Origin of the sequence: Streptomyces sp. CA-181903 (genome assembly GCF_050937075.1) — a bacterium.
GTDB lineage: Bacteria > Actinomycetota > Actinomycetes > Streptomycetales > Streptomycetaceae > Streptomyces.
In genome coordinates this window covers 1,157,993-1,184,925 of sequence record NZ_JBNJLY010000001.1, presented here as the reverse complement: position 1 = coordinate 1,184,925, position 26,933 = coordinate 1,157,993, and the positions used below count along the sequence as shown (strand labels likewise).

Below are 26,933 nucleotides of genomic sequence, written 5' to 3'. Positions count from 1 at the left end.
ATCCGCACCATGTTAAGCGCGGGTCAGGAGTGGTCCGCGCGGAGAAGGGCGGGCGGCGGGCCGGTCGCTGACGGCCGGTGGGGGCCTTGGCGCGGTGGCCGGTGGGGCGGTCGGCGGGACGGCCGGAACGCTGCTGCGATCGGCGCAATTAACACCTCGTAAGGCTGTATGCCCGGGACGCTCGGCAGGTCCCCGCTCTGGACGAGGTATGCGTGGGTTGTCCGATTTCCTGCCAAACCAGGAGACATACATGCGTAAGCTCGTCGGCCGCTCAGCGGCCGCCGCGGTCCTCGCCGCGGGCGTCATCGTGCCGGCCGCCGGGGTGGCCGTCGCCGCGCCGCAGTCGTCGTCCACGCCCAAGGTGGCGAGCTGGGACGACGACCACGGCCGGGACCACGGCCGGGACCGGGACCGCGACCGCGACAAGGGCCGCGACAGGCACCGCGACCGTGACCGCCGTGACCGCGACCGGGACCGTGACCGCGACTGCGACCGGGGCCGTCACCACCGTGACCGGGACCGCGACTGCGACCACGGCCGCTGGGGCCGGGACCGTGACCGGGACCGCGACTGCGACCACGGCCGCTGGGGCCGTCACCACGACGACGACTGCGACCGCGGTGTTCGCCACGGCGGTTGGGGCAACGGCTGGGGCAACATCAACATCTGGGGTGGCTGGGGCAGTTGGGGCCACGGTCACCACAAGGGCGGGGGCGGCTGGGACCGCGACTGCGACCGCGGTGGCTGGGGTCACGGTGGTGGCTGGGGTCACGAGGGCGGCTGGGGCCACGAGGGTGGCTGGGGTCGCCACAGTGGCTGGGGCCACGAAGGCTGGGGCCGCGGTGACGACTGCGACAACGGCTGGAAGCACCGCGACCGCGACCGCGACTGCGACGGGAACGACGGCTGGGGCCACAAGGGCGGTCACGGCGGCAAGTACGTCCGCAACACCGTCAACATCCTGGGCATCAGCCTCTGATCCCATGTTCACCCTCTGAGGTCCCCTTCCACCGCGGGCCGTGCGACCGGAAACCCCGGTCGTGCGGCCCGCGGAGGCGTTCCATCCCTCGATCGGGTGATGTCTCCCCTCGATGGGGTGACGCCCTAGGGGGCAGGGAGCGACGCCCTCCGGAAGGAGTGAAGCGCTCGAACGGAGAGGTCCGGAGAAGTGGCGCCGAGCGTGGAGAAGTGACGATCAGCCGCCCTCCGTCACCGCGGCCCGCGCGGCGCCGCCGGCTCCCGGCCGCAGCGCCCCCGCCGTCACCGTCAGCAGTGCCGCCAGCACCGTCACCAGTCCGAACGAGACCGTCAGCGAAGTGGCGTCCGCGAGCTGCCCGATGGCCGACGGGGCGACCAGGCTCGACGTGTACGTGATCGTCGCCACCCCCGCGATGGCCTGGCTCGGCCGCGGCCCGCTGCGTGCCGCCGCCGCGAAGGCGAGCGGCACGACCACCGCGATGCCCAGCCCCACCAGCGCGAACCCGGCGATCGCCGGCGCCGCCGCGGGCGCGCCGACCACCAGCGCCCCGCCGCACCCCGCCAGCACCCCGCCCGCCCGGACCGTGCGCACCGGCCCGAACCGGCGGACCGCCGCGTCCCCGGCGAACCGGGCCGCCGCCATCGCACAGGAGAAGGCCGTGGTGCAGGCGGCCGCCAGTCCCGCACCGGAACCGACGACATCCCGCAGGTAGACCGCCGACCACTCCAGGCTCGCCCCCTCGGCGAACACCGCGCAGAACCCGACCGCCCCGATGACCAGCGCCGATCTCGGCGGCAGCGCGAACCTCGGCGGCGCGTGCTCCTCCGCCCGGGGCCGGACGTCCAGCACCGGACCGCACACCACCGCGCCCAGCAGCGTCAGGACGACGGCCGCCGTGCCGAGGTGCCACCGTGCGTCCGTGCCCGCGTGCGCCGCCACCGTGCCCGCCGCCGAGCCGGCCAGCGCCCCCGCGCTCCACATCCCGTGCAGCCCGGACATGATCGAGCGGCCCAGCCGCTCCTCCGTCTCCACCCCCAGCGCGTTCATGGCGACGTCCGCGGTCCCGGACGCCGCGCCGTACACCGCGAGCGCCGCGCAGAGCACCGGCAGGCCGGGGGAGAGGGCGGGCAGGGCGAGGGACGCGCACCACAGGGCGAGCAGTCCGCGCAGCGCGGCGCGGGTCCCGAAGCGGTGGGCGACCCGTCCCGCGAGCGGCATCGCCAGCGCCGCCCCGATCGCCGGGAAGGCCAGCGCCAGGCCCAACTCGCCCGCGTCCAGCCGCAGGTGGTCCCTGATCCACGGGACGCGGGTGGCGAAGTTCCCGGTGACCGCGCCGTGCACGGCGAACACGGCCGCGACGGCCAGCCGGGCACGGCGCAGGCCCGGCTCCGCGGCCCTCCCCCGGAGGGCGGCCTTCCGGCCACCGGCGCCCTCCAAGCCGTCGGTGCCCTCTATGCCGCCCTGGACCTCCATGCCGCGGACCCCCAGTCCCGTCGCTGCCACCGGCCCCCTCGGGCACGGTACGCGGGCCCGCGCGTGACCTGCCACACGCTCTGTCAAGTCCCGTGGACACCGCGCGGCGGCTCGGCGTACGCTCGGAGCGTCGGAGCCGGAAGTCCCCTGGACAACGGCTCGGGCACCATGTACCAGAACAGATCATCACGCAGCGCACTCCGGGGTCGGTGAAATTCCGAACCGGCGGTTACAGTCCGCGACCCGGCCGCAGCCAGCGGCCGGTTGACCAGGTGAAATTCCTGGACCGACGGTTAAAGTCCGGATGGGAGGCAGTGCGCGGCGGGCAGGCACCGGCAGCAGAGCCGTGGCCGTGCGGCCGTCCTTCTCAGGCACGTCCCGCACGGGGCACGCGGCGTTTCCGGCGCCGTCGTCCCCGCTTTTCCGTCGTTCTCACGACAGCCCCGGAGTCCATGCCCGAAGAGGCAGGAGGACCCCGGTGGCCACCGCGACCGAAGCAGACGCGATGCGACGCGCCATCGCGCTCGCCGCGCGCGCCCTCGGTTCCACGAGCCCCAACCCCGTCGTCGGCTGCGTCGTCCTCGACGCCGCCGGGCGGGTCGCCGGCGAGGGCTGGCACCGCCGCGCCGGAGCCCCGCACGCCGAGGTGGAGGCGCTGCGCGCCGCCGCCGCGGCCGGACACGACGTCCGGGGCGGCACCGCCGTCGTCACCCTCGAACCCTGCAACCACACCGGACGCACCGGCCCCTGCGCCCAGGCGCTGATCGCCGCCGGCGTCGCCCGGGTCGTCTACGCCGTCGCCGACCCCACACCGGCGGCCACCGGCGGCGCGGCCACCCTCGCGGCGGCCGGCGTGGACACCGAGGGCGGCCTGCTCGCCGACGAGGCCGCGGCCGGCAACACCGCCTGGCTCACCGCCGTGCTGCGCGGCCGGCCCTTCGTGCTCTGGAAGTACGCCGCCACCCTGGACGGCCGCAGCGCCGCCGCCGACGGCACCAGCCGCTGGATCACCTCGGCCGGCTCCCGCGCCGACGTCCACCGGCTGCGCGCCGAGGCCGACGCCGTCGTCGTCGGCTCCGGCACCCTGCGCGCCGACGACCCGCACCTCGCCGTCCGGGGCCTCCCGGACGACCGGGCCGTCACCCAGCCGCTGCGCGTCGTCGTCGACACCCACGCCACGATCCGCCCCGGCGCCCGGGTCCTGGACGACGCGGCGCCCACCCTGATCGCCGTCGGCAAGGACGCCGACACCGGGCACCTGCCCGGGGTGGACGTCGCCCGGCTGCCCGCCGACGGCACCGGGATCGACATCCCCGCCCTGCTCGCCGAGTTGTACGGCCGCGGCGTGCGCTCCGTCCTGCTGGAGGGCGGCCCCCGGCTCGCCGGCGCCTTCCTGGCCGCCGGCGCCGTCGACCGCGTCGTCGCCTACCTCGCCCCGGCCCTCCTCGGCGCCGGGCCCGCCGCCCTCGGGGACGCCGGCATCGGCACCGTCGACCGGGCCCTGCGCCTGGACGTGACCGACGTCGTCCGCATCGGCCCCGACCTGCGGGTCACCGCCGCACCCCTCGCCACCGCCCCAGAGGAGAACTGAGAAGTGTTCACCGGAATCGTCGAAGAACTGGGCGAGGTCGTCGCCGTGGAACGCCAGGGCGACTCGGCCCGGTTCCGGCTGCGCGGCCCGCTCGTCACCGAGGACGCCGGGCACGGCGACTCGATCGCGGTCAACGGCGTCTGCCTGACGGTCGTCACCACCGCGGACGGCGAGTTCACCGCCGACGTCATGGCCGAGACCCTCGACCGCTCCAGCCTGGGCGCTCTCGACGCCGGCGCGCGCGTCAACCTCGAACGCCCGATGAAGCTCGGCGGACGGCTCGGCGGCCACCTGGTCCAGGGGCATGTGGACGGCACCGGCACCATCACCGGGCGGACGCCCGGCGAGCACTGGGAGACCGTACGGATCTCGCTCCCCGCGCGGCTCGCCCGGTACGTCGTGGACAAGGGGTCGATCACCGTGGACGGCGTCAGCCTGACCGTGGTCGAGGCCGGGGACGACTGGTTCACCGTCAGTCTCATCCCCACCACGCTGGAGATGACCACCCTCGGCATCAAGAAGACCGGCGATCCGGTCAACCTGGAGGTCGACGTGCTCGCGAAGTACACCGAGCGGCTGCTGAGTGCGGGGGGACGGGCATGAGCGCGGTCTCGTGGCTCGGCGACGAGGCGTTCGCCGTCTTCGGCCAGCACGTCATCTGGTCCGACCTCATCGGCAACACGGCCGGGCTGATCGCCCTCGCCCTCGGCTGGAAGCGGTCCATATGGACCTGGCCCGTCCAGTTCCTCGCCGGCCTGATCCTCGTCACCGCCTACGCCACCGCCCACCTCGGCGGCGGAGTCGGCAAGCAACTCCTCGTCATCGGCGTCTCGGTGTGGGGCTGGCGGCAGTGGCACCTCGGGCGGCGCGACACGCAGGACGGCCTCGCCGTGCGGTTCGCGACCTGGCGTGAGCGGGCCGTGCTGCTCGCCGGGACGGCCGCGGGTACGCTCGCCGTCGGCGGCCTGTTCACCGCCGTGCCCGAGCTGTCCTGGAACCCCTGGCCGGACGCGTACATCTTCGTCGGCACGCTCGCGGCGATGGTCGCCCAGGCCCGCGGGCTCGTCGAGTTCTGGTTCGCCTGGCTGCTGGTCGACTTCGTCGGCGTCCCCCTCGCCTTCTCCAGCGGACTGGCCTTCGCCGGTGTCGTCTACGTCGTCTACCTCGGCCTCGTCCTGTGGGGCATGCGCGACTGGTGGCTGCGCTCCCGCGTCGCCGTCCGCCGCGTCCCGGCCGCCGAGCCGGCCCTCACCCGGGCCGCCTGACCGGCCGTCCCGCACAGCCCGCCCACGACCCCCACGGAGTGACCATGACCGCCCCGCACGAAACCCTCGCGGCCCCAGCACTCGACCCGGTCGAGCGCGCCATCGCCGACATCGCGGCCGGCCGGCCCGTCGTGGTGGTGGACGACGAGAGCCGGGAGAACGAGGGAGACCTCGTCGTCGCCGCCGAGCTCGCCACCGCCGACACCCTCGCCTTCATGATGAGCGAGTGCCGCGGCCTGATCTGCGTGCCGATGGAGGCGGAGGACGTCGACCGGCTCGACCTCCCGCAGATGGTCGAGAAGAACACCGAGACCATGCGCACCGCCTTCACCGTCAGCGTCGACGCGAGCGCCGCGCACGGCGTCGGGACCGGCATCTCGGCCGCCGACCGGGCCACCACCATCCGGCTGCTGGCCTCTCCCGACAGCCGCTCAGAGGACTTCGTCCGGCCCGGCCACGTCTTCCCGCTGCGCGCCCGGCCCGGCGGCGTCCTCGCCCGCCCCGGCCACACCGAGGCCGGCTGCGACCTGGCCCGGCTGGCCGGACTGCGGCCCGCCGCCGCCATCGTGGAGATCGCCGGCGAGGACGGCCGGATGCTCCGGCTGCCCCAGCTGATCCCGTTCGCGCGGAAGCACGGCCTGGCGATCATCTCCATCGAGGACCTGATCGCCTACCTGAAGTCCGCCGAACCCACCGTCAAGCGGGAGGCCAGCACCCGGCTGCCCACCGCCTTCGGCGAGTTCCGGGCGTACGGCTACCGCTCGGTCCGCGACGGCGTCGAGCACATCGCCCTGGTCGCCGGCGACCTCGGCGACGGCGAGGACGTCCTGGTCCGGGTCCACTCCGAATGCCTCACCGGCGACGTCTTCGGCTCCCTGCGCTGCGACTGCGGCCCCCAGCTGGAGGCGTCCCTCGAACGGGTGGCCACCGAGGGCCGCGGCGTCGTCGTCTACCTGCGCGGCCACGAGGGGCGCGGCATCGGGCTGCTGTCCAAGCTGCGGGCCTACGAGCTCCAGGAGGCCGGCCACGACACGCTGGACGCCAACCTCGAACTCGGCCTCCCCGCCGACGCCCGGGACTACGCGGCCGGTGCCCAGATGCTCAGCGACCTGGGCGTCCGCTCCATCCGGCTGATGACCAACAACCCCGACAAGACCATCGCCCTGGAACAACACGGCATCAAGATCTCCGGCCGGGAGCCGATGCCCGTGGCGGCGGGCGAGCACAATCTCCGGTACCTGCGCACCAAGCGGGACCGGATGGGGCACGACCTGCCCTGGCTGGACGACCACCAGGTCTCCCCCTGCGACAACCAGTAGCACCACCCGACGACGAACTACCGAGGAGTGACGTGAGCGGCAAGGGCGCCCCCCAGCTGAGTGTGAAGAACTGTCGTGACCTGCGGGTGGCCGTGATCGCCGCCCAGTGGCACGAGAAGGTCATGGACGGCCTGGTCGACGGCGCCCTGCGCGCCCTGCACGACCTCGGCATCGACGAGCCGACGCTGCTGCGCGTCCCCGGCAGCTGGGAGCTGCCCGTCGCCGCCAAGGCGCTCGCCGGCCGCGGCTACGACGCGATCGTCGCCCTCGGCGTCGTCATCCGGGGCGGTACGCCCCACTTCGACTACGTGTGCCAGGGCGTCACCCAGGGTCTCACCCAGGTCTCCACCGACACCGGCGTCCCGGTCGGCTTCGGCGTCCTCACCTGTGACACCGACGAACAGGCCCTGGACCGCGCCGGGCTGGAGGGCTCGACCGAGGACAAGGGCCACGAGGCGGTCACCGCGGCCGTCGCCACGGCGGTCACCCTCCGCTCGGTGTCGGAGCCCTGGCACTGACGGCCGGGACGGACCCCGTAGGGTAGGGACCACCATGGACAGGAAGACGTTCGAGGAGCTCTTCGCCGAGCTCCAGCAGAAGGCCGCCGGCGACCCCGCCACCTCCCGCACCGCGGAACTGGTGGGCAAGGGCGTCCATGCCATCGGCAAGAAGGTCGTCGAAGAGGCGGCCGAGGTGTGGATGGCCGCCGAGTACGAGGGCGCCGAGGCGACCGCCGAGGAGATCTCCCAGCTCCTCTACCACCTCCAGGTGATGATGGTCGCCTGCGGCATCTCGCTCGACGACGTGTACGCCCACCTCTGATCCGTACCCTCGCTTTCCCCCATCCCCCTGCACTAAGGAACCGCCCTCATGCTGCGCATCGCCGTCCCCAACAAGGGTTCTCTCTCCGAGCCTGCGTCGGAGATGCTCCATGAGGCCGGTTACCGGCAGCGCAAGGACCGCAGGGAACTCGTCCTCGTCGACGCCGCCAACGAGGTCGAGTTCTTCTTCCTCCGCCCCCGCGACATCGCCGTCTACGTGGGCTCCGGCAAGCTCGACATCGGCATCACCGGCCGCGACCTGCTGCTGGACTCCGGCTCCCGGGCCGAGGAGATCATGCAGCTCGGCTTCGCCGGATCGACGTTCCGCTACGCCACCCGCCCGGGCACGGCCAAGGACGTCTCCGAGTTCGGCGGCATGACCATCGCCACCTCCTTCGCGGGCCTGGTCACCAAGCACCTCGCCGACCACGGCGTCGACGCCGACGTCGTCCACCTGGACGGCGCCGTCGAGACCGCCATCCAGCTGGGCGTCGCCCAGGTCATCGCCGACGTCGTCGAGACCGGCACCACCCTGCGCAACGCCGGGCTGGAGATCATCGGCGAGCCGATCCTGGAGTCCGAGGCCGTCGTCATCCGCCGCGCCGGCGCCCCCGCCGACGACCCCAAGGTCCAGCAGTTCCTCCGCCGGATGCAGGGCGTCCTCGTCGCCCGGCGCTACGTGATGATGGACTACGACATCCGCGTCGAGCACGTCGAGCGCGCCGTCGCGCTCACCCCCGGCCTGGAGTCGCCGACCGTCTCACCGCTGCACCACGAGGGCTGGGTCGCCGTCCGCTCGATGGTCCCGGCCAAGGACGCGCAGCGCGTCATGGACGAGCTGTACGACCTGGGCGCGCGCGCCATCCTCACCACCGGCATCCACGCCTGCCGCCTTTGACCCCGGCCTCCGCCGACTCAGGCCCGCCGGCCCCGGCCCCCGCGACGCCGCGCACCGCCCGACGAAGGAACGCACCGACGTGACCAGCCCAGCAGCGCCCGGAAGCGCCAAGACCACCCTCCCGGCCGTCTTCCGCCCGACCCTCACCCGAGTGGTGCTGCTGGGCATCGGCGGCGCCCTCGTCGTCGTCATGGCGGTGATGTCGTTCATGCTGGAGTCGTTCACCGCGGGGGACCGGGCCACCTTCATCGGCACCGGGCTGCTGGGCCTGGGCGTGCTCGCCGTGCTCGCCCGCCCCAAGGTCGTCGCCACGCCCGAGGGCGTCATCGTGGTGAACCTCACGACCGTCCGGCGGCTGGCCTGGGCCGAGATCGTCCGCGTCAACCTGCGGCCCGGCGACTCCTGGGTCCACCTCGACCTCGCCGACGGAACGACGCTGCCCGCCATGGGCATTCAGCCCGGCATGGCCAGGGAGCAGGCCATCACCCAGGCCCGTACCCTGAGCGCGCTCGTCGCCGAGTTCGGCACCGGCAGCTCCACGACCTGAGCCCGGCCGGCCGCCCCCGTGGCCGGTTCCTTGATTACTCTGGTGTGCACGGGCACCCACCTGCCCCGTCCCGCACTCCCGGCCGCCTCCCGGCGGCCCGCGGGACACCTGCGAACCGAGGAGTGATCCCCTCCGGGATGGACGGACCGTCCTGTAGTACCTGCGCCGCCCCCCATCGTGAGGCGGCGCCATGAGTATCACCGTCTCGCTGCTGCTCCTGGCGGCGGCCCTGCTCCTGATCCTCGCGAACGGCTTCTTCGTCGCCGCCGAGTTCGGCCTCGTGACCGTCGAGAAGCCGGAGGCCGAGCGGGCCGCGGCGGACGGCGACCAGCGGGCCCGCACCGTCGTCGAGGCCCTGCGCGAACTCTCCTTCCAGCTCTCCGGCACGCAACTGGGCATCACCATCACCTCCTTGGTGGTCGGCATGCTCGCCGAGCCCGCCCTCGGGCGGCTGCTCACCGGGGTCTTCGACGCGGCCGGGCTGCCCTCCGGCGCGGCCCCCGGCGTGGCGGTCGTCACCGGCATGCTGGTGGCCGCCGCCGTGCAGATGGTCCTCGGCGAGCTGGTGCCCAAGAACTGGGCGGTCTCCCGGCCGCTCCAGGTCGCCCGCTTCGTCGCCCGTCCGCAGAGCGCGTTCTCGCACTTCTTCCGGCCCGTGATCACGTTGCTGAACACGGTCGCCAACCGGATGGTGCGGGCGCTGGGCGTGGAGCCCGCCGACGAGCTGGCCTCCGCCCGTACCCCCGGCGAGCTCGTCTCGCTCGCCCGGCACTCGGCCCTCGCCGGCGCCCTGGAGCAGGACACCGCCGACCTGTTCGTGCGGACCCTCTCCCTGGGCGAGCTGACCGCCCAGCACGTGATGACGCCCCGGGTCAAGGTCAGCGCCCTCCAGGCGGGCGCCACCGCCGAGGACGTCCTCAACCTGACGCGGGCCACCGGCCTGTCCCGCTTCCCCGTCTACCGGGAGCGGCTGGACGAGGTCGTCGGGGTGGTCCACCTCAAGGACGCCCTGGCCGTCCCCGCCGAGGAGCGGCTGCGTACGCCGCTCACCCGGATCGCCGTCGCCCCGCTGCTCGTCCCGCAGAGCCTGCCGGTGCAGCCGCTGCTGGAACGGCTGCGCAGCGAGCAGCCCATGGCCGTCGTCGTCGACGAGTACGGCGGCACGGCCGGGGTGGTCACCCTGGAGGACATCGTCGAGGAGCTCGTCGGCGAGGTCCGCGACGAGCACGACCACGCCGACGCCGCCCGCCCCGACCTGGCCCCCGTCCCCTGCGAGGACGGGCGCCAGGCATGGGACGCCGAGGGCAGCTGCCGCCTCGACGCCCTCCTCCGGATCGGGCTCGACGCGCCGGAGGGGCCGTACGAGACCGTCGCCGGTCTCGTCGCCGACCTGCTCGGCCGGATCCCCGTCCCCGGGGACACCGCCGAACTCCCCGGCGGCTGGCGGCTGTCGGTGCGGCGGGTCGGGCACCACCGGGCGGAGCGGGTGCGCTTCGTCCGCGCCGTGCTGGTGAAGACGGGCATGTCGGGGAAGGAGGAGACGCGATGAGCGTGCTGCAACTCCTCTTCGCCCTGGTGCTGGTGCTGACCAACGGGTTCTTCGTGGGCGCCGAGTTCGCCCTCGTCTCGGTCCGCCGCAGCCAGATCGAGCCGCGGGCCGCGGAAGGGTCCAAGCAGGCCAGGACCGTCCTGACCGGGCTGGAGAACCTGCCGCAGATGATGGCGGCGGCGCAGTTCGGCATCACCGTCTGCTCCCTGACGCTCGGCGCGGTCGCCGAGCCGACCGTGGCCCAGCTGCTGGAACCGGTCTTCCACGCGGTGGGGCTGGCCGGCGGACTGATCCACCCGCTCGGGTACGTCATCGCGCTGGCCCTGGTGGTCTTCCTGCACCTGGTCATCGGCGAGATGGTGCCGAAGAACCTCGCCATGTCCGCCCCCGACCGGGCGGCCCTCTGGCTGGGCCCCGGCCTGGTCGCCTTCGCCCGGCTCTGCCGGCCGGTCACCCGACTGCTCGGCGCGTGCGCGCACGGGGTGCTGCGACTGTTCCGGGTCGAGCCGAAGGACGAGGTCGAGGCGGTCTTCACCAGTGAGCAGCTGACTCATCTGGTGGAGGACTCCCGGCAGGCCGGATTGCTCGATTCCGTCGAGCAGGAGCGGCTGGAGGACGCGCTGGAGCTGGGCACTCGGCCGGTGACGGACGTGCTGCTGGATCCGGGTGCTCTCGTCACCGTCACGCCGTCGGTCACTCCCCGGGAGATCGAGGAGCTGACCGTCCGGACGGGTTACTCCCGCTTTCCGGTGCGCGCCTCCGGTGGTGCCTTCATGGGGTACGTCCATGTGAAGGACGTCCTCGACCTGGAGGAACGGGACCGGCCCGTGCCGCAGCACGTGTGGCGGCGGGTCGAGACGCTGCGGGCCGAGCTGCCGCTCGACGACGCGCTGACCGTGATGCGACGGGCTGCCGCTCATCTGGCCGCGGTCGCCGATGCTTCCGGGAAGGTGCTCGGGTTGGTGGCGTTGGAGGATGTGCTGGAGATGCTGGTGGGGGAGGTGCGGGATCCTTCGCACCGGGTGCGGGGGCCGGTGACGGTGGCCGCGGCGCGGGTGCCTCTGGAGCGGGAGGCCGTCTCGGGGTAGGGGTGCCCCGGTCCCGCCCTTTCGCCGTTTCCTGCGGGGGCAAGCCCCCGCACCCCCGAAACCGCGCTGCGCGCGGTTGTCCTCAAACGCCGGACAGGCTGACTGTTCAGCCTGTCCGGCGTTTGAGGACGAGCGGCGAAGCCGCGAAAAGGGGGCCCGGGGCGCAGCCCCGGGAATCGGCGAAAGGGCGGGACCGGGGCCTACCTCTCCGGGCCCCGCCCGGACAGGACCTCGCCGTACGCCTGCATCAGGTCCGGCAACCGCAGCGTCGCCAGATCATCGCGCGACAGCGCGCCCGCGTAACCCGACAGCCGCAGATCCCGGTACGCGCAGCTCTTCTCGTACAGGGTGCGCAGGAAACGTCCGTTCCCCAGTTCGTCGATCCAGCCCTGGGCGACGACGTGGGTGCTGATGGACCGCAGTTCCTCCAGTGCCTCCTCGTCCCACGCGTCACCGTTCTCACCGGCGAGGACCTCACCGATGGAGGTGAGTTCGCCTGGGCGGTAGCTGGGGAAGTCGACGCGGGTGGTGAAGCGGGAGCTCAGGCCCGGGTTGGTGGCGAGGAGGCGGTCCATGCCCTCGGGGTAGCCGGCCAGGATGACGACGAGGCGGTCGCGGTTGTCCTCGGCGCGTTTCAGGAGGACCTGGAGGGCCTCGTCGCCGTAGGCGTCGCCCTTGCTGTAGCCGGAGTTGGAGAGGCTGTACGCCTCGTCGACGAAGAGGACGCCGCCGAGCGCGGAGTCGATCAGCTCGTTGGCCTTGACCGCCGTCTGGCCCAGGAACTCGCCGACGAGGTCGGCCCGCTGGGCCTCGACCAGGTGGTCGCCGCCGAGCAGCCCGAGGGCGTAGAAGACCCGGCCGAGGATCCGGGCCACCGTGGTCTTGCCGGTGCCGGAGGGGCCGGAGAAGACGAAGTGGCGCTTGGGAGGCTGGACGGGCAGGCCCTGGCCGGCTCGCAGGCGCGCCATGTGCAACTGTGCGGACAATGCTCTGACCTGCCGCTTCACCGGCTCCAGGCCCACCATGCGCTCCAGTTCCGCGAGCGCCTTGGCGAGCAGGACGGGGTCGGAGGGGCCGGGTACGGGCGGGGCGGACGGCTGTGAGGGGACCCGGGCCATCTCCCGTACCCCGCCGGTGGGGGCGGGCGCCGGGACCGTGCCGGTGAGGACGTCGCCGGCCCGCGCCTCCGGGTCCCCGGCGGTGTCCGCGGCGTCCGGCGGGTCCTGGCCGGGACCGCCGAAGGGGAACGGCGGGGAGAGGTCCGTGTGCTCGTCGAGCCCGTCGCCGGCCGAGATGGCGGTCAGCCGGGCCGAGGTGTCCATGAAGGAGGGGTCCACCCGGTGTACGGCACGGTAGAGGGGGAGCGCCGCCGCGCTGCGCCCGGTGCCCTCGTGGGCGCGGGCCAGCCAGTAGCGGAGTTCCTTGCGCTGCGGCTGTTCGCTGCGGCAGCGCATCAAGGCAGTGGAGAGCAGCGGCTCCGCCTGGCCGTACATCTCCAGGCGGACCCGGGCCATGCCGCCGAACAGCCCGGCCTCGATGCCCAGCAGCGCGTCGTCGAGTAAGGGTTCGGTGTGGCGGACGAGCTGTTCCCAGTCCTTGACCAGGTAGGCGCGGCAGGCGTGCAGGAAGCGGACCTGCGCGTCGGTGTCGACGGGTGGACACTCGGCGAGCGCCCGGTCCAGCTCGGGGACGTGCCGGCCGTCCAGCCAGTGGGAGGCGTGGGCGAGCAGCAGGTCGCGGCCGGTCTCCAGGACCGGCTGAACCCACCAGCCCAGCCAGTACCAGGAGTTGAGCGGGCGCCGGTGGCGGGCGCGCTGCTGGCCGAACCGGTCGCGGTGGCGGTACATGCGCAGCAGCGCCGTGGAGGTCTCGGCCCGCAGGGCGTGCAGGCCCAGCCAGGCGTCCGCCATCCCGGGATCGACGCGCACCGCCGTCCGGAACTCCTCCTCCGCCTGGGCGTAGGCGCCCATCGTGCAGGCGTCCACACCGCGCAGCCAGGCGAGATCTGCCGGGGCGGGCGGGCCCTGTGTGCCGAAGTCCATCGCATCCCCCACAAACCCTGCCCCCGTGCCGCGCCGCCGGGCGGGTGCCAGGCCGCGTCGTTCGAACCATTGTTCTGTGGGCGGGAGTTGACCAGTGTTGCCGGCGCCCGCCGACGACGGGTGCGCCGCTTGGCATCGTACCTGCGCGATCGGTGTGGCCCGTAGGGTGCGGGGGCTTCCTTCGTGGCCGCCGGGGGTGGTGTGCGGAGCGTCCGGGAGGTGCCGCGGCGGCCCGTCACCGTGGGTGACGCCCTCTTGTCCGGGCGGCTGGACAAAAGGGGTGTAAGGGTGTCTCGCGGGTAGTACGAAGCCCCCGGTCACGGGGGAACAACCGGGGGCTTCGCGTTCTCGGGCGGCCGCTTCGGGCCGCTCCTTCTGAACGTAAGTCCTGTAAGGGCCCGGGGTCAAGCCGAGTTGAGGCGTTCCGTGAGTGCGGATCGCGCGGGGGCGCCGGGTCCCGGGGTGGGTCGGCTACTCAGCGTAGGAAAAGGCGGGGTTCAGTCGGTCCCGTGAGGTCCCGGCAGTACCTCGTACCCCAAGGGGCTCTGCCGCACCAGGAGTTCTGCATAGGGGCGCGTAGGGTCCGCCGCGAAATGCGCGCGCTCCGCCCGCATCCATCCGGTCCAGAACTCCGCTTGCCCCGCCCCGTCGCGGAGTTGACCCCTGTCCCAGGAGTCACTGCGGTCCAGGTCCATCCACAGCAGGCAGGCGAGGTGGGGGCGCAGGGCGCTACGCCCCGCGCCCACTCCCTCCAGCAGGACCACCGGCGCGGCGGGCAGGGCGCGTTCGGGACCGGCGAAGCGGCGCGCCGTCCAGTCGTAGGCCCGGTAGCGGGCGGTCGCGCCCCGGGCGAGCGGCGCGAGGATCCCGGTGCGGAACCGGTCCGTCCACTCGAACAGCTCGTCGTGTGTCGCCAGGTCGTCCAGGTGCAGCACCGGCGTGCCGCCGCCCAGCGCCTCGGCGAGCCGGGCCGTGAACGTCGTCTTCCCCGAGCCCGCGTGCCCGTCGACGGCGACCAGCCGGACCGGGCCGAGGGACGGGGGGAGGGCGCGGATCCGGCGGGCGAGAACGGTGAGGGAGGTGGTGGGGTCGTGCACGGGGTCACCTTAGGCGGCGGGCCCGTACGCGCCTCACGGGCGGTGCGCCTGACGCGCCGTGCGTCGCGTCACTGGCTCCCGGCGGTCCCGCCCGGGATAGTGGGCCGTCCGGACCGCGCGGCCCGACCGGACCGCGTGGGCGTCCCCTACACGGTCACTGACAGCCGGAACCGACAGTCGAAGCGGGAGACCACGCCATGTCCAGCAGACCGACTCCCTCCCCCTCGCCCCGTCCGCCCCGCCGTTCCCTCCTGACCGCCGCCCTCGCCGTCACGGCGGCCGCGTCGCTCTCCCGGGCGGGCACCGCCCTGGCCGCCGTCCCCGAGGGCGGGGCCCGGCGCTCGTCCGGGACGGTCGATCACCACGCCTGGGCCACCCTCGCCGACTGGCGCGCCGGCACCCGCGCGGGCACGGCGGTCCGCGACGGCCGCCGGCCGGGCGTGGTCCTCGACCGCCCGGCGGGCACCCTGGAGTACACCGACCCGCACACCGGGGCCACCGCCCGCTGGGAGTACGCCACCTGGACCTCCCCGGCGCACACCCTGTCCGCCCCGGCGACCGAGATCATCGCTTCCTGGAACGCCCACACCCCGCCCGGCACCTGGATCCAGGCCGAGGTGCGCGCCGCCTACGCGGACCGCACGCACACGCCCTGGTACGTGATGGGCCGCTGGACGTCAGGGGACGCGGCCGGCGACATCCGGCGCACCTCCGTCGACGGGCAGAAGGACGCCCGCAGCGCCGTCTCCACCGACACCCTCGCCGTCGTACCGTCGAGCGGCGCGCGGTTCGTCTCGTACGCCCTGCGGCTGACCCTCTTCCGGCGGCCGGGCAGCGGGCGCACCCCCACGGTGTGGCGGGCGGGGGTGATGGGGTCCGAGATCCCCGACCGGTTCACCGTGCCCGCCTCGAAGCCGGGGGAGGGGGCCGGGCACCGGCTGTCCGTCCCGCGCTACTCGCAGGAGATCCACAAGGGGCAGTACCCGGAGTACGACAACGGCGGCGAGGCGTGGTGCAGTCCGACCTCCTCGCAGATGGCGGTGGAGTACTGGGGGCGCCGGCCGTCCGCCGCCGACCTGGCCTGGGTGGATCCGTCCTATGCCGACCCGCAGGTCTGCCACGCCGCCCGGTTCACCTACGACCACCAGTACAAGGGGTGCGGCAACTGGCCGTTCAACGCGGCCTACGCGGCGACCTACCGGGACCTGCAGAGCACCGTCACCCGGCTGCGGTCGCTGACCGACGCCGAGCGGCTGGTCCGGGCCGGCGTGCCCGTCATCACCTCGCAGTCCTTCCTCGCCGCCGAGCTGGACGGGGCCGGGTACGGCACGGCGGGGCACCTGATGTGCGTCACCGGCTTCACCAAGGGCGGGGACGTGGTCGTCCACGATCCGGCGGCCCCCTCGGACGCCGCCGTCCAACGGGTGTACAAGAGGCGTCAGTTCGAGAACATCTGGTTGCGGACCAAGCGGCACGACGCGCAGGGTCGGGTCAAGGGCGGTTCGGGAGGGGTGTGTTACCTCTACTTCCCGCTGGAGCTGTCGGCCGCTCAGCGGCGCGCTCTGCGGCAAGTGGGAGTGGAGTGAGGGAAGTTCACCCAGTGAATATCCGGGAGCACGGCCCGTTCGCACGGTTGTGTGTATAAGCTGAGGCCGCACCGAGGCCCGGGATCGATCGTCTCCGGTCGCGGTGGTTCCGTCGGGCGTGCGCCCACCGGTGTGGCCGGGGCGGGTCTCCGCCCGTCCCGCCGCCCGGCGGCCGTCGATCCGGTTCCGGTGTGCGCCTTTCCCGCTCGCGTGGCCCGTCGTGCGATTTGTCATGACAATGCCAATGTTCCTCCGCGGGCGCTGCGACACCGCACGTGAACCGTTCGGCAGACGACCGCGAGGCAGGGAGGGGCGCACCCGATGCAGCGCCGACGATTCGGCCGGTCCGCGCGGCGGGCGGGGCCGGCCGACCCCGTGGAGGCGGAGCTCGACGCCCATCCCGCGCGCGACGACCGCCCGCTGCGCGCCGCCGTGGACGACGCCGCCATGGGCCGCTGGGAAGGCCCCCGCGACCTGCTCGCGGCCACCGGCCACGACTGGGACCGGCGCATCTTCCGGCTCCAGGTCCTCGCCCGGGCCGGGGTGAACCTCCGCTTCGCCGAGACCTGGAGCCGGGCCGAACCGGGCTCCCCGGACGCGCTGGCCGTGCTGGCCCACGTCCAGGCCCTGCGGTCGCTGGTCGCCGGCCGGGACGCGGGCCGGGAGCTGATGGAACAGGCGTGGGAGACCTGCCTGGCCACCGCCGAGGCGGCCCCGGCGGACCCCTCGCCCTGGGTGGTCCTGCTGGCCCTGGTGCGCGTCCACGCCCCGGACCGCGAGCTGCTGGGGCGGATCTGGAACGAGGCGACCGCCCGGGACCCGTACAACCGGGAGGCGCACCACGAGGTGCTCACCTTCCTGTTCGACCGGAACCACGGCTCCGGCGGCGAGATGTTCCACTGGGCGCTCGAACGGGCCCAGACCGCGCCCGCGGGGCACCCGCTGGCCGTCCTCCCGCTGTTCGCCCTCGCCGAGTCCTACCGGCAGCGCAGGGCGGAGAGCGGCGGCGCGTACGGGCTGACCGTGCACCCCTGGAACGACTGCCCGCACATCGACCGGGTGCTCGACGGCTGGTGGCGGCACCGGTCGCCCCGGCCGCACGCCAACTTCGCGGACGACGCCAACTACCTCGCGCACGCCCTCGGCTTCGCCGGCCGGCACGCCGAGGCGCACGAGGTGTTCACCGCGATCGGCCCGTACGCCTGCGACGCGCCCTGGTCGTACTGCGGCGAACCGCGTGAGCTGTTCCTGCGGTACCGCGGCTGGGCGGCCCGCGCCGCCGCCGGCCGGCCGCCCCGGCCGCCGCGGCCGGGCTGAGTCCCCAGGTCCGCGGAAGCGCCACCGCACGACCGCACCACGGTTTCCCCCACCGCCCCCCGGCCCAACGAACCGAGGAAGAGGTTTCCGTGCCACTCGAAGTCCCCGGCGTCTCAGGCGTCCCCGGCGCCTCCGGCGCTACCGGTGTTTCCGACGAAGAGCGCCTCGCCCAGCTCGGCTACCGCCAGACCCTCGCCCGCAGCATGAGCGGGTTCGCCAACTTCGCCGTCTCGTTCACCATCATCTCGGTGCTGTCCGGCTGCATGACCATGTACGGCTACGGGATGACGACCGGCGGGCCCGCCATGATCACCTGGGGCTGGGTCGGGGTCGGCCTGATGACCCTGATCGTGGGGCTGGCCATGGCCGAGGTGTGCTCCTCGTACCCGACCAGCGCCGGGCTGTACTTCTGGGCCCACCGGATGGCCCCGGAACGCAGCCGGGCGGCGTGGGCCTGGTTCACCGGCTGGTTCAACGTCCTCGGCCAGATCGCGGTGACCGCGGGCGTCGACTTCGGCGCGGCCTCCTTCCTCAACGCCTACCTCGACCTCCAGTTCGACTTCGCGGCGACGCCGGGCCACACCATCGCCCTCTTCGGGGTCATCCTGCTGCTGCACGCCGTCCTGAACACCTTCGGCGTCCGCATCGTCGCCGTGCTCAACAGCGTCAGCGTCTGGTGGCACGTCGTCGGCGTGCTCGTCATCGTCGGCGCCCTGGCGTTCGTCCCGGACCACCACCAGTCGTCCTCCGTCGTCTTCGGCGAGTTCGTCAACCGCACCGGCTGGGACTCGGGCTTCTACGTGGGGCTGCTGTCGCTGCTGATGGCGCAGTACACCTTCACCGGCTATGACGCGTCCGCCCACATGACCGAGGAGACCAACGACGCGTCGACGGCCGGTCCGCGCGGCATCGTCCGTTCCATCTGGCTGTCCTGGATCGCCGGGTTCGTGCTGCTGGTCGGCATGACGTTCGCCATCCAGAGTTACGACGGCTCGCTGGAGTCGACGACCGGGGTGCCGCCGGCCCAGATCCTGATGGACGCGCTCGGCGCGAGCGGCGGCAAGGCGCTGCTGCTGGTCATCATCGCCGCCCAGCTGTTCTGCGGGATGGCCTCCGTCACCGCCAACTCCCGGATGATCTACGCCTTCTCGCGCGACGGGGCGCTGCCCTTCTCCCGCGTCTGGCACCGGATCAACCCGTCGACCCGCACACCCACCAACGCCGTGTGGCTCGCGGCCGGGGGAGCGCTCGTCCTCGGTCTGCCGTACCTGATCAACGAGACCGCCTACGCGGCCGTGACCAGCATCGCCACCATCGGGCTGTACATCGCCTACGTCATCCCCACCTTCCTGCGGCTGCGCCTCGGCGACCGCTTCGAGCGCGGCCCCTGGCACCTGGGCCGCTGGTCGCGGCCGGTTGGCGTGGTGGCCGTCGGCTGGGTGGCGCTGATCACCGTGCTGTTCATGCTGCCGCAGGTGCACCCGGTGACCCTGGAGACCTTCAACTACGCGCCCGTGGCGGTGGTCGCGGTGCTCGGCTTCGCCGGGGTGTGGTGGCTGGTCTCGGCCCGCCGGTGGTTCCTGGACCCGCACCACCCGAAGAACGCCGTGGCGCACGCGGCGCCGCTGGCGGAGCCCGGCGCGCTGCGTCCGTAGCGCACGCCGTGCGGGGGGCCCGCGCACCGGCTTCCGGCCGGGCAAACCTCCCGTTGGCACCAGACGTACGACAGGGGCCGCACCCCCGGCGGCCGACGCCCGGGGCGGTCCCTGTCGCACGTCCGCGCGCCCTCGCGAACCGGGACGCGCCCCTTGCGCGGGGAGCGGCGGTCCATGATCATTTGCTGTAGTCGGCAATGATGTGATCAATAATGCGAGAGCTGGTCCCGATCCGTGCGGGACCGGGGGACGGAGAGGGTAGGCGCCGACCGGCGGCACGGGCCGCCGTGGACGCGAGGGCACCCATGACGGCACACAGAGACGCATCTCACGCGAACGAGTGGTTTTGAACCGCGATGAACCGCAGACCTGCTGGAGTCGAAGGGGGAGCGGCGAGTGCATGCGGACCGCGCTTTTCCGCTTGCTTCTACCATTCGAACGAACGATCAGTAGCCTCTGCTCAGACCCCTCAACACCCCTGCGATGAGCTGGAGAGACAGAGTGATGGAGCGTCCTTGCCGGGCCCCTTCGGGCATCGACCTGTCCGTGCCGAGCGTGTCCCGCATCTACGACTACTACCTGGGCGGCTCGCACAACTTCGAGGTCGACCGGGAGGCCGGGCGGCGCGCCATCGAGGCGTTCCCGGACATGCCGAAGATCATGCAGGCCAACCGCGCGTTCATGCGGCGCGCCGTGCGCCACGCGGTCGAGCGCGGCGTCACCCGGTTCCTGGACGTCGGCTCCGGCATCCCCACCTTCGGCAGCGTCCATGAGATCGCCCAGGCCGCCGACCCCGAGGCCCGCGTGGTCTACGTGGACCACGACCCCGTCGCCGTCGCGCACAGCCGCACGGTGCTGGAGGGGAACGACCGGGCCGGGGTCGTCGCCGCCGACCTGCGCTCGCCCGAGGCCATCCTGCGCAGCCCGGAGGTCACCCGGCTGCTCGCCCCGGGACTGCCCGTCGCACTGCTCCTCGTCGCCGTGCTGCACTTCGTACCGGACGAGGACGACCCCTGGGCGGCGGTGGCCCGGCTGCGCGACGCGCTCCCGCCGGGCAGCCTGCTGATCCTGACCCACGCCGCGACGGAGGGCGGGCCGATGAAACCCGAGGAGGGCGAGAAGGTGGAGAGCGTCTACCGCACCATCGGCTCACCGCTGTGCAGCCGTTCGCGCCGGGACGTGGCCCGGTTCTTCGAGGGCTTCTCCCTGGTCGAGCCCGGGCTGGTGCCGATGCCCACCTGGCGTCCGGAGCCCCGGGAGGACCCGGAGGGCGAGCCGGAGGCGCCGCACGCTGCCCATGGTGAGGCGGAGGCGCGCGGTGTCCACGGTGCGGCGGGCGCGCGTGGTGCGCATGGTGAGGCGGAGGCGCGCGGCGCCGGGAAAACCGGGGACGCCGCGGACCCGGACCACGACGCCGACCCCGTCTTCACCGCGGGGTTCGCCGGAGTGGCCGGTGTGGGGCGCAAGCCGTGACCGGCACCTCGAACGGCCGCACCCTGCACGGCACCGCCGAGCCGCTCCCGTACCCCGCCCCGTACTCCACCGGTGACAGCGCGGCGCAGGACGAGCGGCTGCGGCGGTTCGCCGCGCTGTGGAGCCGGGCCGTCCACCCGGCCGCGTCCACCCCGCTGACCCGCCCGGAGTTCGAGCGCTTCCTGGTCCCGCTGGCCGCCCGGCTCCGCGACGCGCTGCACGCCCGGACGTTCGACCCCGCCCCCGGTACCGAGGTCGGCGCCGCCCTGGTCCGCGGGCACTGCACCGACCCCGCCACCCTCCCGCTGGTCCTCGGCGCCGTCGACGCCTACCTGCTGCTCTACTGCCCGCCGGACGACGCGGTCCCCGCCGACGAGTGCCGCGCCCGCTGCACCCGCCTCCAGCACGCCCTCGCCGCCGGCTTCGCCGCCGAGCTCCGCGAACGCGCCCTCGCCGAGCAGGAGGCCATCTCCCGCGCCGCCCTCGCCGCCCGGGCCGAGACCGAACAGGCCCTGCACACCAGCGAGGAGCGGTTCCGCGCGGTCTTCGAGGGCGCGGCCATCGGGGTCGGCATCGCCGACGTCGACGGGCACATCACCGACGTCAACGAGGCGCTCTGCCGGATGTTCGGCAGCATCGACCGCCCCGTGGCCGGCCGCAACGTCGGCGAGCTCGTCCACCCCGACGACTCGCCCGAGGTCTGGGGCCTCTACGCCGAGCTGGTCCGCGGCGACCGCGACCACTACCGCGTGGAGAAGCCCTACTACCGCGGCGACGGCACCGTCCTGTGGACCGACCTGACGGTCTCCCTGCTGCGCGACGCCACCGGCCGCCCCCAGTACCAGCTGGCGCTGATGGAGGACATCACCGAGCGCCGCGAACTGCACGAGCGCCTCCGCCACCAGGCCACCCACGACGACCTCACCGGCCTGCCCAACCGCACCCTCTTCTTCGAGCGCCTCGACCGCACCCTGGACCCCGGCGGCCCCCTGGGCCCCGACAGCCACTTCGGCCTCTGCTACCTCGATATCGACGGCTTCAAGGCCGTCAACGACAGCCTCGGCCACGCCGTCGGCGACCAGCTCCTCGTCGCCGTCGCCGAGCGGCTGCGCGCCTGCACCACCGGGCCCGACGAACTGGTGGCCCGGCTGGGCGGCGACGAGTTCGTGGCCCTCACCACCGGCCCCAGCGCCCAGCGCGACGTCACCGCCCTCGCCCGCCGGATGCTCGCCGCCCTCGCCGACCCCGTCCACCTCGACGGCCGCCACCTGTCCGTCCGCGCCAGCATCGGCATCGTCGACGGCCGCCCCGGCGAGGCGGACGCCGCCGAGGTGCTGCGCAGCGCCGACATCACCATGTACCGGGCCAAGGCCGCCGGCGGCAACCGCTACGAGCTCGCCGACGCCGACTCCGACGCCCGGGCCATCGCCCGGCACGACCTCACCAACTGCCTGCCCGGCGCCCTGGAGAACGGCGAGTTCTTCATCGAGTACCAGCCGCTGGTCCGGCTCTCCGACGGCACCGTGCGCGGCGCCGAGGCGCTCGTCCGCTGGCTGCACCCGGTGCACGGGGTGCTCGGCCCGGACCAGTTCATCCCGCTCGCCGAGAGCACCGGGCTGATCGTCCCGCTCGGTCGCTGGGTCCTGGAGGAGGCGGCCCGGCAGGCCCGCGCCTGGCGCAGCGACGGCCGCTGCCGGGTGCCGCTGCGCGTCAACGTCAACCTCTCACCCTCGCAGCTGCGTTACCCCTCGCTCGTCGCCGAGACCATCGCCGTCCTCGACAACGCCGGCCTCGACCCGTCGGCGCTCTGCCTGGAGGTCACCGAGAACGCCCTCATCGGCGCCGACGAGGAGCAGCTCCGCCCGCTGCGGCAACTCGCCGACCTGGGCGTGGACATCGCCCTCGACGACTTCGGCACCGGCTACTCCAACCTGTCCTACCTGCGCCGGCTGCCGGTCAGCACGCTCAAGCTCGACCGTTCCTTCACCCGCGGCATGCAGCGCGCGCCCGCCGATCCCGTCGATGTGAAGATCGTCGAGGGGATCGTCTCGCTCGCCCACACCCTGGACCTGTCGGTGACGGTGGAGGGCGTGGAGACCGGCACCCAGGCGGACCACCTGCGGATACTGGGCTGCGAGACGGCCCAGGGCTGGTACTACGCCCGGCCCGGCCCGCCGGAGCGGCTGCACACGCTGTCGCTGGCGGACGCCGCGTCCTGACCCGGCCGTTCAGCCCGTCCCCGGGCCTCCGTCCCGGGAGCCGCCGGTGCCCGGCCCGCCGTCGGCGGCCGGGCCGAGCAGTCGCGCCTCCGCGTCCGTCAGCAGCCGCGAGCGGATCAGGAAGCGGACGCCCTCCGAGGCCTCCAGCGAGAAGCCGCTGCCGCGTCCCGGCACCACGTCCACGGTGAGGTGGGTGTGCCGCCAGCGCTCGAACTGGTCCGCCGCCATCCAGAAGCCGATCGGCTCGGCCACCCCCTCGACGGCCAGCTCGGCGAGGAGCACGTCGCTGCCGCCGGTGCGGAACTCGCCGCGCGGGTAGCACATGGGCGAACTGCCGTCGCAGCAGCCGCCGGACTGGTGGAACATCAGCGGCCCGTGCTTGCGGCGCAGCCGCCGGAGCAGCCGGGCCGCCGCCGGGGCGAGGGCGACGCGCCCGGGGGCGTCCGGGTGCGGTCGGGTCGGGGTCACGGGTCCCTCCTCGAACGTTCGTTTATGCGGGTCGCATATCCGTTCCGCGGGCCTCAGCCTGCCCCGGCCCCGCCGCTGATCGCCAGAGGCCCGCCGGCCGCACCGGGACGGGCCCCGCGACCCATCCGGCACAGCCGCTCCCCCCGCCGCAAGGGCGCCGATCACGACGGGAACCCACCGGATCCGGCCAGCTCCGCCGCTCCGCCGTCAAGGACCCGCACGGTTCGCTCGAATGGACCCGGAGGAGTCCTTCCGTTCACCCATCGTTTCCCTGGAGTCGCGCCGACCGGCGCAGCAGCACAGGGAGGAAGAAGCCGTGGAATCCGTGCGTGATCTCGCCGCCCACCTGGGTCTCGACCTGCTCGCGGTATGCCTGCTGACATTCGCGATCTACCATCCGCGACACCGGCGGCGGGACCTCGTCCCCGCCTATCTCGCCCTGAACGTCGCCCTGTTCTCCGTCGTGGCGGCGCTCGCCGAGGTGGGCGCCAAGGGCGGCACCGCGCTCGGCTTCGGCCTTTTCGGCGTCCTGTCCATCATCCGGCTGCGCTCCGACGCCGTGCAGCACGAGGAGGTCGCCTACTACTTCAGCACCCTCGTCCTCGGCCTGCTCTGCGGCCTGCCGCACCTCGGCCTGGGCTACGCGGCCATGCTGAGCGCCGTCCTGCTGCTCGTCGTGTACGTCGCCGACCACCCGCGGCTGCTCACCCGCGCCCGCCGCAGCGTCGTCACCCTCGACGTCGTGCTCACCGACCCCGCCGCCCTCCGCGCCGAACTCGGCCGCCGCCTCGGCGAACCGCTGCACTGGACCGTCACCGAGATCGACTACGTCCGCGACCTCATGGTCGTCGACGTCCGCTACCGCGAGTTCCGGCCCGGCACCGCCCAACAGGCCCCCGCCACCCGCCCGTCGGTGCGCGACGCGCACGCCTGGGAGGCCGCGTGAGCACCGCCGCCCCGGCCCCCGCCGTCCCGGGCCCGCGCACACCGCACCCCCTGGAGCGGGTCGTCGGTGCCGCCCGGCCGATCTCCCTCGCCGAGGTCAACGCGCGCTCCGGCCTGCTCACCCGCTTCGACCGCGGCTACCTGGTGCCCGCCCGGCTGCTCACCGACCTGGTCGCCCTCCTCACCGCCCCGCACCGGCCCGGCGGCGCCTACCGCGTCCTCGCCATCGACGGCAGACGGGCCTTCCACTACCACTCCGTCTACTACGACACCCCCGGCCTGCGCTCCTTCCACGAGCACCGGCAGGGCCGCCGGCAGCGCTTCAAGATCCGCGAACGGGTCTACCGGGACAGCGGGGAGCGGCAGTTCGAGCTCAAGCTCAAGGGCGGCCGGGGCGACACCGTCAAACACCGGCTCCCGCTCACCGGCGACGCCGGCCCGCTCGACCCGGCGTACCGCGCCTGGCTGGACACCACCCTGCGCACCGCCTACGGCATCACCGCCCCGCCGGACCTCACCCCCTCGGTCACCACCGACTACCTGCGCGCCACCCTGGTCGCCGACGGCGAACGCGTCACCTGCGACGCCGGCCTCGTCTGCACCGACCGCCGGACCGGCGCCGCCGTGCGCTGCGCCCCCGGCCTCGTGCTCGTCGAGACCAAGGGCACCGGCCGGCTGACCGACGCCGACCGGCTGCTGCACGCCCACGGCGTCCGGCCCGCCGTCTTCACCAAGTACTGCGGCGCCCTCGCCGCGCTCCGCCCCGCCCTCCCCGGCAACCGCTGGCGCCGCGCCGCCGCCCTCGCCTTCTCCCCGCCGGCTTCTCCTCGCCGGCCGGCGGGGTGATCGGGGTGCCCGGCGGTGGTAGGAAGGCCCATGACGGCATCCGGCGGCAGGAGGGTCCCATGACGGCAGACGACCGCACGACCGCGTCCGGCGAACGGCCGCTCGGTGAACTTCCGCCCGGCACCGAGGAGATGCTGCGCGCCAACGAGCGCAACTGGGACGCCCGCACCCCCGTCCACGTCGCCAGCGACTTCTACGGACTGGACGGCTCCCGGACCGCCGACGACTGGTTCGCCCCCTTCGAGTGGACCGACCTCGGCGACCTGGCCGGCCGCGACGTCCTCCACCTCCAGTGCCACCTCGGCACCGAGACCCACGCCTTCGCCGACCGGGGCGCCCGCACCGTCGGCCTCGACTTCTCGGCGGCCGCCGTGGAGGAGGCCCGCCGGCTCGCCGCCGAGCGCGGCCGGGACGTCGAGTACGTCCGGGCCGACGTCCACCGGGCCGTCGAAGCGCTCGGTGGACGCCGGTTCGACGTCGTCTACACCGGCAAGGGCGCGCTCTGCTACCTCCCCGACCTGCCGGCCTGGGCGGACGTGGTCGCCCGGCTGCTCCGGCCCGGCGGCGTCCTGTACCTGGTCGAGTTCCACCCGCTGCTCAACGCCCTGGGGCCGGTCCCGGCGCCCGGCGAGGAGGGGCTGCTGCTGCGCCACGACTACCTGGAGGGCCGGGGGCCGATCCGCGGTGACAACCCCCGCACGTACACCGACGGCCCCCCGCTCCGGGAGGCCGTGACCAGCTACGAGTGGCGGCACGGGCTCGGGGAGACGGTCGGGGCCGTCCTCGGGGCCGGGCTGAAGCTCGAAGTGCTGCGCGAGACCGAGCTGTTGCCCTGGCCCCGGCTGCCCGGCATGGTCCGGGACCCGGGCGGCTGGTGGCGGCTGCCGGACGCGGAGCCCCGGGTGCCGCACCTGTTCGCGCTGCGGGCGCGGCGGCGGGCGGGCTGATGCCGAGGGTTCGCCTGCCGGACGTCAGGACGCGTCGGGGTCGTCGCCCTCGTCGGCCTGCTCCGGGGGTTGCGCCGGCTCGGCCGGCCGGGCCGGTTTCCCGGCGGGCTTGCCGGCCGGTGACGGGGCGGCGGGGGCGCCGGTCGTCCCGGTGAGGTAGGCGGACACCACCACGTTGGCCGTGTACTCGTGCCGCCCGCGGTCGTACTCGCCGCCGCAGGTGACGAGGCGCAGCTCGGCGCGCTTGGGGTCCTTGGGACCGTACGCCTTGTCGGCGTCGAAGTGGTCCCGGGGGACGACGGTGACGTCCTCGACGGTGAACTCGGCGGTGCTGCCGTCCTTCCGGACGACGTTCACCTTCAGACCCGGCTTCGCGGTGCTCAGTTCGAAGAAGACGCCCCGCGAGGTCTTGGTGTCGACGTGCCCGACGAGCACGGCGGCCCCGACGGCACCGGGCGCCGGCCCGTCCTTGTACCAGGCGACGGTGTTGGGCCGGTCGTACGAGGGGGCCTCGACCCCGCCCTGGGGGTCGAGGCCGTGCCCTTCGATGGGGGCCCGCAGACCCATGGCCCTGATGGCCAGGGTCTGCGGGGCCGCTACCGGCAGCGGTGAGTGCGCCGGGAGCAGGCCATGCGCGGGAGGGCGGCCCGAGGGCTTGACGTCACCGGTGACCGGAGCCGTGGATATCGGCTCCTCGGCGATGTCATGGCCCCATAGCCAGAGGGCCAGCAGAAGTGCCACCCAGGCCGCCCCTGTCAGCAGGCGGCCGAAACCACCTGTGCGCTTTTCTGACATGTCTCCGGTCCGC

The 26,933-nt window shown here is 73.7% G+C and carries 23 protein-coding genes, 1 pseudogene and 1 riboswitch; of the genes and pseudogenes, 19 read left to right on the top strand and 5 right to left on the bottom strand.

From position 1 onward, the window contains the following. Positions 1-250 precede the first annotated feature (250 nt). A complete protein-coding gene (locus ACQEVS_RS04995; RefSeq protein ID WP_433015735.1) occupies positions 251-979 on the top strand; it encodes a hypothetical protein in 729 nt (242 codons plus the stop codon). A 216-nt stretch (positions 980-1,195) separates the two neighbouring features. Here ACQEVS_RS04995 and ACQEVS_RS04990 read toward each other — a convergent pair whose 3' ends face one another. Continuing rightward, a complete protein-coding gene (locus tag ACQEVS_RS04990; RefSeq protein WP_433027281.1) occupies positions 1,196-2,452 on the bottom strand; it encodes an MFS transporter in 1,257 nt (418 codons plus the stop codon). Positions 2,453-2,643: 191 nt separating this feature from the next. Beyond that, positions 2,644-2,774: riboswitch (FMN riboswitch) on the top strand. A gap of 156 nt (positions 2,775-2,930) precedes the next feature. On the opposite strand from ACQEVS_RS04990, the gene ribD reads away from it, so the two are divergent. The 10 genes from ribD (at position 2,931) to ACQEVS_RS04940 (ending at position 11,530) form a co-directional block, all read left to right on the top strand. Further along, on the top strand, positions 2,931-4,043 hold the full coding sequence (gene ribD, locus ACQEVS_RS04985; RefSeq protein WP_433015732.1) for a bifunctional diaminohydroxyphosphoribosylaminopyrimidine deaminase/5-amino-6-(5-phosphoribosylamino)uracil reductase RibD: 1,113 nt from the start codon (positions 2,931-2,933) through the stop codon (positions 4,041-4,043). 3 nt (positions 4,044-4,046) lie between these two features. Beyond that, positions 4,047-4,646, top strand: coding sequence for a riboflavin synthase (locus ACQEVS_RS04980; protein ID WP_433015729.1), 600 nt, complete (start codon positions 4,047-4,049; stop codon positions 4,644-4,646). After that, positions 4,643-5,308: a nicotinamide mononucleotide transporter family protein gene (locus ACQEVS_RS04975; RefSeq protein ID WP_433015726.1), complete on the top strand. Its 666-nt coding sequence runs from the start codon at positions 4,643-4,645 to the stop codon at positions 5,306-5,308. Before ACQEVS_RS04980 ends, ACQEVS_RS04975 begins: the two co-directional genes overlap by 4 nt. 44 nt (positions 5,309-5,352) lie before the next feature. Further along, entirely contained in the window at positions 5,353-6,627 is a 1,275-nt protein-coding gene (locus tag ACQEVS_RS04970) for a bifunctional 3,4-dihydroxy-2-butanone-4-phosphate synthase/GTP cyclohydrolase II (RefSeq protein WP_433015723.1), read from the top strand. Between the two features lie 32 nt (positions 6,628-6,659). Beyond that, positions 6,660-7,145: a 6,7-dimethyl-8-ribityllumazine synthase gene (gene ribH, locus ACQEVS_RS04965; RefSeq protein WP_185944461.1), complete on the top strand. Its 486-nt coding sequence runs from the start codon at positions 6,660-6,662 to the stop codon at positions 7,143-7,145. Positions 7,146-7,179: 34 nt separating this feature from the next. Beyond that, complete coding sequence (locus tag ACQEVS_RS04960; RefSeq protein ID WP_433015719.1) at positions 7,180-7,449, top strand: phosphoribosyl-ATP diphosphatase; 270 nt, start codon at positions 7,180-7,182, stop codon at positions 7,447-7,449. A gap of 48 nt (positions 7,450-7,497) precedes the next feature. Further along, a complete protein-coding gene (gene hisG, locus ACQEVS_RS04955; protein ID WP_223766755.1) occupies positions 7,498-8,346 on the top strand; it encodes an ATP phosphoribosyltransferase in 849 nt (282 codons plus the stop codon). Between the two features lie 79 nt (positions 8,347-8,425). Next, a complete protein-coding gene (locus ACQEVS_RS04950) occupies positions 8,426-8,893 on the top strand; it encodes a PH domain-containing protein (protein WP_433015715.1) in 468 nt (155 codons plus the stop codon). A gap of 196 nt (positions 8,894-9,089) precedes the next feature. Then, on the top strand, positions 9,090-10,442 hold the full coding sequence (locus tag ACQEVS_RS04945) for a hemolysin family protein (RefSeq protein WP_433027278.1): 1,353 nt from the start codon (positions 9,090-9,092) through the stop codon (positions 10,440-10,442). Next, positions 10,439-11,530, top strand: a complete 1,092-nt coding sequence (locus tag ACQEVS_RS04940) for a hemolysin family protein (RefSeq protein ID WP_433015712.1) — start codon at positions 10,439-10,441, stop codon at positions 11,528-11,530. Before ACQEVS_RS04945 ends, ACQEVS_RS04940 begins: the two co-directional genes overlap by 4 nt. 200 nt (positions 11,531-11,730) lie before the next feature. Here ACQEVS_RS04940 and ACQEVS_RS04935 read toward each other — a convergent pair whose 3' ends face one another. Further along, positions 11,731-13,572: an AAA family ATPase gene (locus tag ACQEVS_RS04935; RefSeq protein WP_433015709.1), complete on the bottom strand. Its 1,842-nt coding sequence runs from the start codon at positions 13,570-13,572 to the stop codon at positions 11,731-11,733. Positions 13,573-14,069: 497 nt separating this feature from the next. Then, positions 14,070-14,669 carry a uridine kinase family protein gene (locus ACQEVS_RS04930; RefSeq protein WP_433015706.1) on the bottom strand — a complete coding sequence of 200 codons (600 nt, stop codon included), beginning with the start codon at positions 14,667-14,669 and terminating at the stop codon, positions 14,070-14,072. A gap of 197 nt (positions 14,670-14,866) precedes the next feature. Here ACQEVS_RS04930 and ACQEVS_RS04925 point away from each other — a divergent pair, with 197 nt between their 5' ends. From ACQEVS_RS04925 to ACQEVS_RS04905, 5 genes and pseudogenes are all read left to right on the top strand, one after another. Continuing rightward, the gene (locus ACQEVS_RS04925) at positions 14,867-16,255 is read left to right on the top strand and encodes a C39 family peptidase (protein ID WP_433015703.1); all 1,389 of its coding nucleotides are present in this window, start codon (positions 14,867-14,869) and stop codon (positions 16,253-16,255) included. Positions 16,256-16,576: 321 nt separating this feature from the next. Next, on the top strand, positions 16,577-17,572 hold the full coding sequence (locus ACQEVS_RS04920; protein ID WP_433015700.1) for a hypothetical protein: 996 nt from the start codon (positions 16,577-16,579) through the stop codon (positions 17,570-17,572). 89 nt (positions 17,573-17,661) lie between these two features. Further along, positions 17,662-19,227 carry an amino acid permease gene (locus ACQEVS_RS04915; RefSeq protein ID WP_433015697.1) on the top strand — a complete coding sequence of 522 codons (1,566 nt, stop codon included), beginning with the start codon at positions 17,662-17,664 and terminating at the stop codon, positions 19,225-19,227. Positions 19,228-19,731: 504 nt separating this feature from the next. Further along, positions 19,732-20,535 (top strand): annotated as a pseudogene (locus ACQEVS_RS04910) (SAM-dependent methyltransferase); the annotation flags it as partial. A gap of 161 nt (positions 20,536-20,696) precedes the next feature. Next, on the top strand, positions 20,697-22,919 hold the full coding sequence (locus tag ACQEVS_RS04905) for a putative bifunctional diguanylate cyclase/phosphodiesterase (protein WP_433015694.1): 2,223 nt from the start codon (positions 20,697-20,699) through the stop codon (positions 22,917-22,919). Positions 22,920-22,928: 9 nt separating this feature from the next. On the opposite strand, the gene ACQEVS_RS04900 is transcribed toward ACQEVS_RS04905, so the two are convergent. Beyond that, complete coding sequence (locus tag ACQEVS_RS04900; RefSeq protein WP_433015691.1) at positions 22,929-23,387, bottom strand: DUF779 domain-containing protein; 459 nt, start codon at positions 23,385-23,387, stop codon at positions 22,929-22,931. A 316-nt stretch (positions 23,388-23,703) separates the two neighbouring features. On the opposite strand from ACQEVS_RS04900, the gene ACQEVS_RS04895 reads away from it, so the two are divergent. Genes ACQEVS_RS04895 through ACQEVS_RS04885 form a run of 3 tightly spaced genes read left to right on the top strand, consistent with a single transcriptional unit; the run spans position 23,704 to position 26,125 of the window. Continuing rightward, complete coding sequence (locus ACQEVS_RS04895; protein ID WP_433015688.1) at positions 23,704-24,333, top strand: DUF4956 domain-containing protein; 630 nt, start codon at positions 23,704-23,706, stop codon at positions 24,331-24,333. Continuing rightward, the gene (locus tag ACQEVS_RS04890; protein WP_433015685.1) at positions 24,330-25,178 is read left to right on the top strand and encodes a polyphosphate polymerase domain-containing protein; all 849 of its coding nucleotides are present in this window, start codon (positions 24,330-24,332) and stop codon (positions 25,176-25,178) included. Before ACQEVS_RS04895 ends, ACQEVS_RS04890 begins: the two co-directional genes overlap by 4 nt. Positions 25,179-25,237: 59 nt before the next feature. After that, on the top strand, positions 25,238-26,125 hold the full coding sequence (locus ACQEVS_RS04885; RefSeq protein ID WP_433015682.1) for a class I SAM-dependent methyltransferase: 888 nt from the start codon (positions 25,238-25,240) through the stop codon (positions 26,123-26,125). A 24-nt stretch (positions 26,126-26,149) separates the two neighbouring features. Here ACQEVS_RS04885 and ACQEVS_RS04880 read toward each other — a convergent pair whose 3' ends face one another. Further along, entirely contained in the window at positions 26,150-26,920 is a 771-nt protein-coding gene (locus tag ACQEVS_RS04880; RefSeq protein WP_433015679.1) for a class F sortase, read from the bottom strand. Between the last annotated feature and the right edge of the window lie 13 nt (positions 26,921-26,933).

What these genes read in the sequence shown, in the direction of transcription:
- ACQEVS_RS04995 (WP_433015735.1), top strand. Translation starts at nt 251, where the DNA reads ATGCGTAAGCTCGTCGGCCGCTCAGCGGCCGCCGCGGTCCTCGCCGCG.
- ACQEVS_RS04990 (WP_433027281.1), bottom strand. Translation starts at nt 2,452, where the DNA reads ATGGAGGTCCAGGGCGGCATAGAGGGCACCGACGGCTTGGAGGGCGCC.
- ACQEVS_RS04975 (WP_433015726.1), top strand. Translation starts at nt 4,643, where the DNA reads ATGAGCGCGGTCTCGTGGCTCGGCGACGAGGCGTTCGCCGTCTTCGGC.
- ACQEVS_RS04970 (WP_433015723.1), top strand. Translation starts at nt 5,353, where the DNA reads ATGACCGCCCCGCACGAAACCCTCGCGGCCCCAGCACTCGACCCGGTC.
- ACQEVS_RS04960 (WP_433015719.1), top strand. Translation starts at nt 7,180, where the DNA reads ATGGACAGGAAGACGTTCGAGGAGCTCTTCGCCGAGCTCCAGCAGAAG.
- hisG (WP_223766755.1), top strand. Translation starts at nt 7,498, where the DNA reads ATGCTGCGCATCGCCGTCCCCAACAAGGGTTCTCTCTCCGAGCCTGCG.
- ACQEVS_RS04940 (WP_433015712.1), top strand. Translation starts at nt 10,439, where the DNA reads ATGAGCGTGCTGCAACTCCTCTTCGCCCTGGTGCTGGTGCTGACCAAC.
- ACQEVS_RS04935 (WP_433015709.1), bottom strand. Translation starts at nt 13,572, where the DNA reads ATGGACTTCGGCACACAGGGCCCGCCCGCCCCGGCAGATCTCGCCTGG.
- ACQEVS_RS04925 (WP_433015703.1), top strand. Translation starts at nt 14,867, where the DNA reads ATGTCCAGCAGACCGACTCCCTCCCCCTCGCCCCGTCCGCCCCGCCGT.
- ACQEVS_RS04920 (WP_433015700.1), top strand. Translation starts at nt 16,577, where the DNA reads ATGCAGCGCCGACGATTCGGCCGGTCCGCGCGGCGGGCGGGGCCGGCC.
- ACQEVS_RS04885 (WP_433015682.1), top strand. Translation starts at nt 25,238, where the DNA reads ATGACGGCAGACGACCGCACGACCGCGTCCGGCGAACGGCCGCTCGGT.
- ACQEVS_RS04880 (WP_433015679.1), bottom strand. Translation starts at nt 26,920, where the DNA reads ATGTCAGAAAAGCGCACAGGTGGTTTCGGCCGCCTGCTGACAGGGGCG.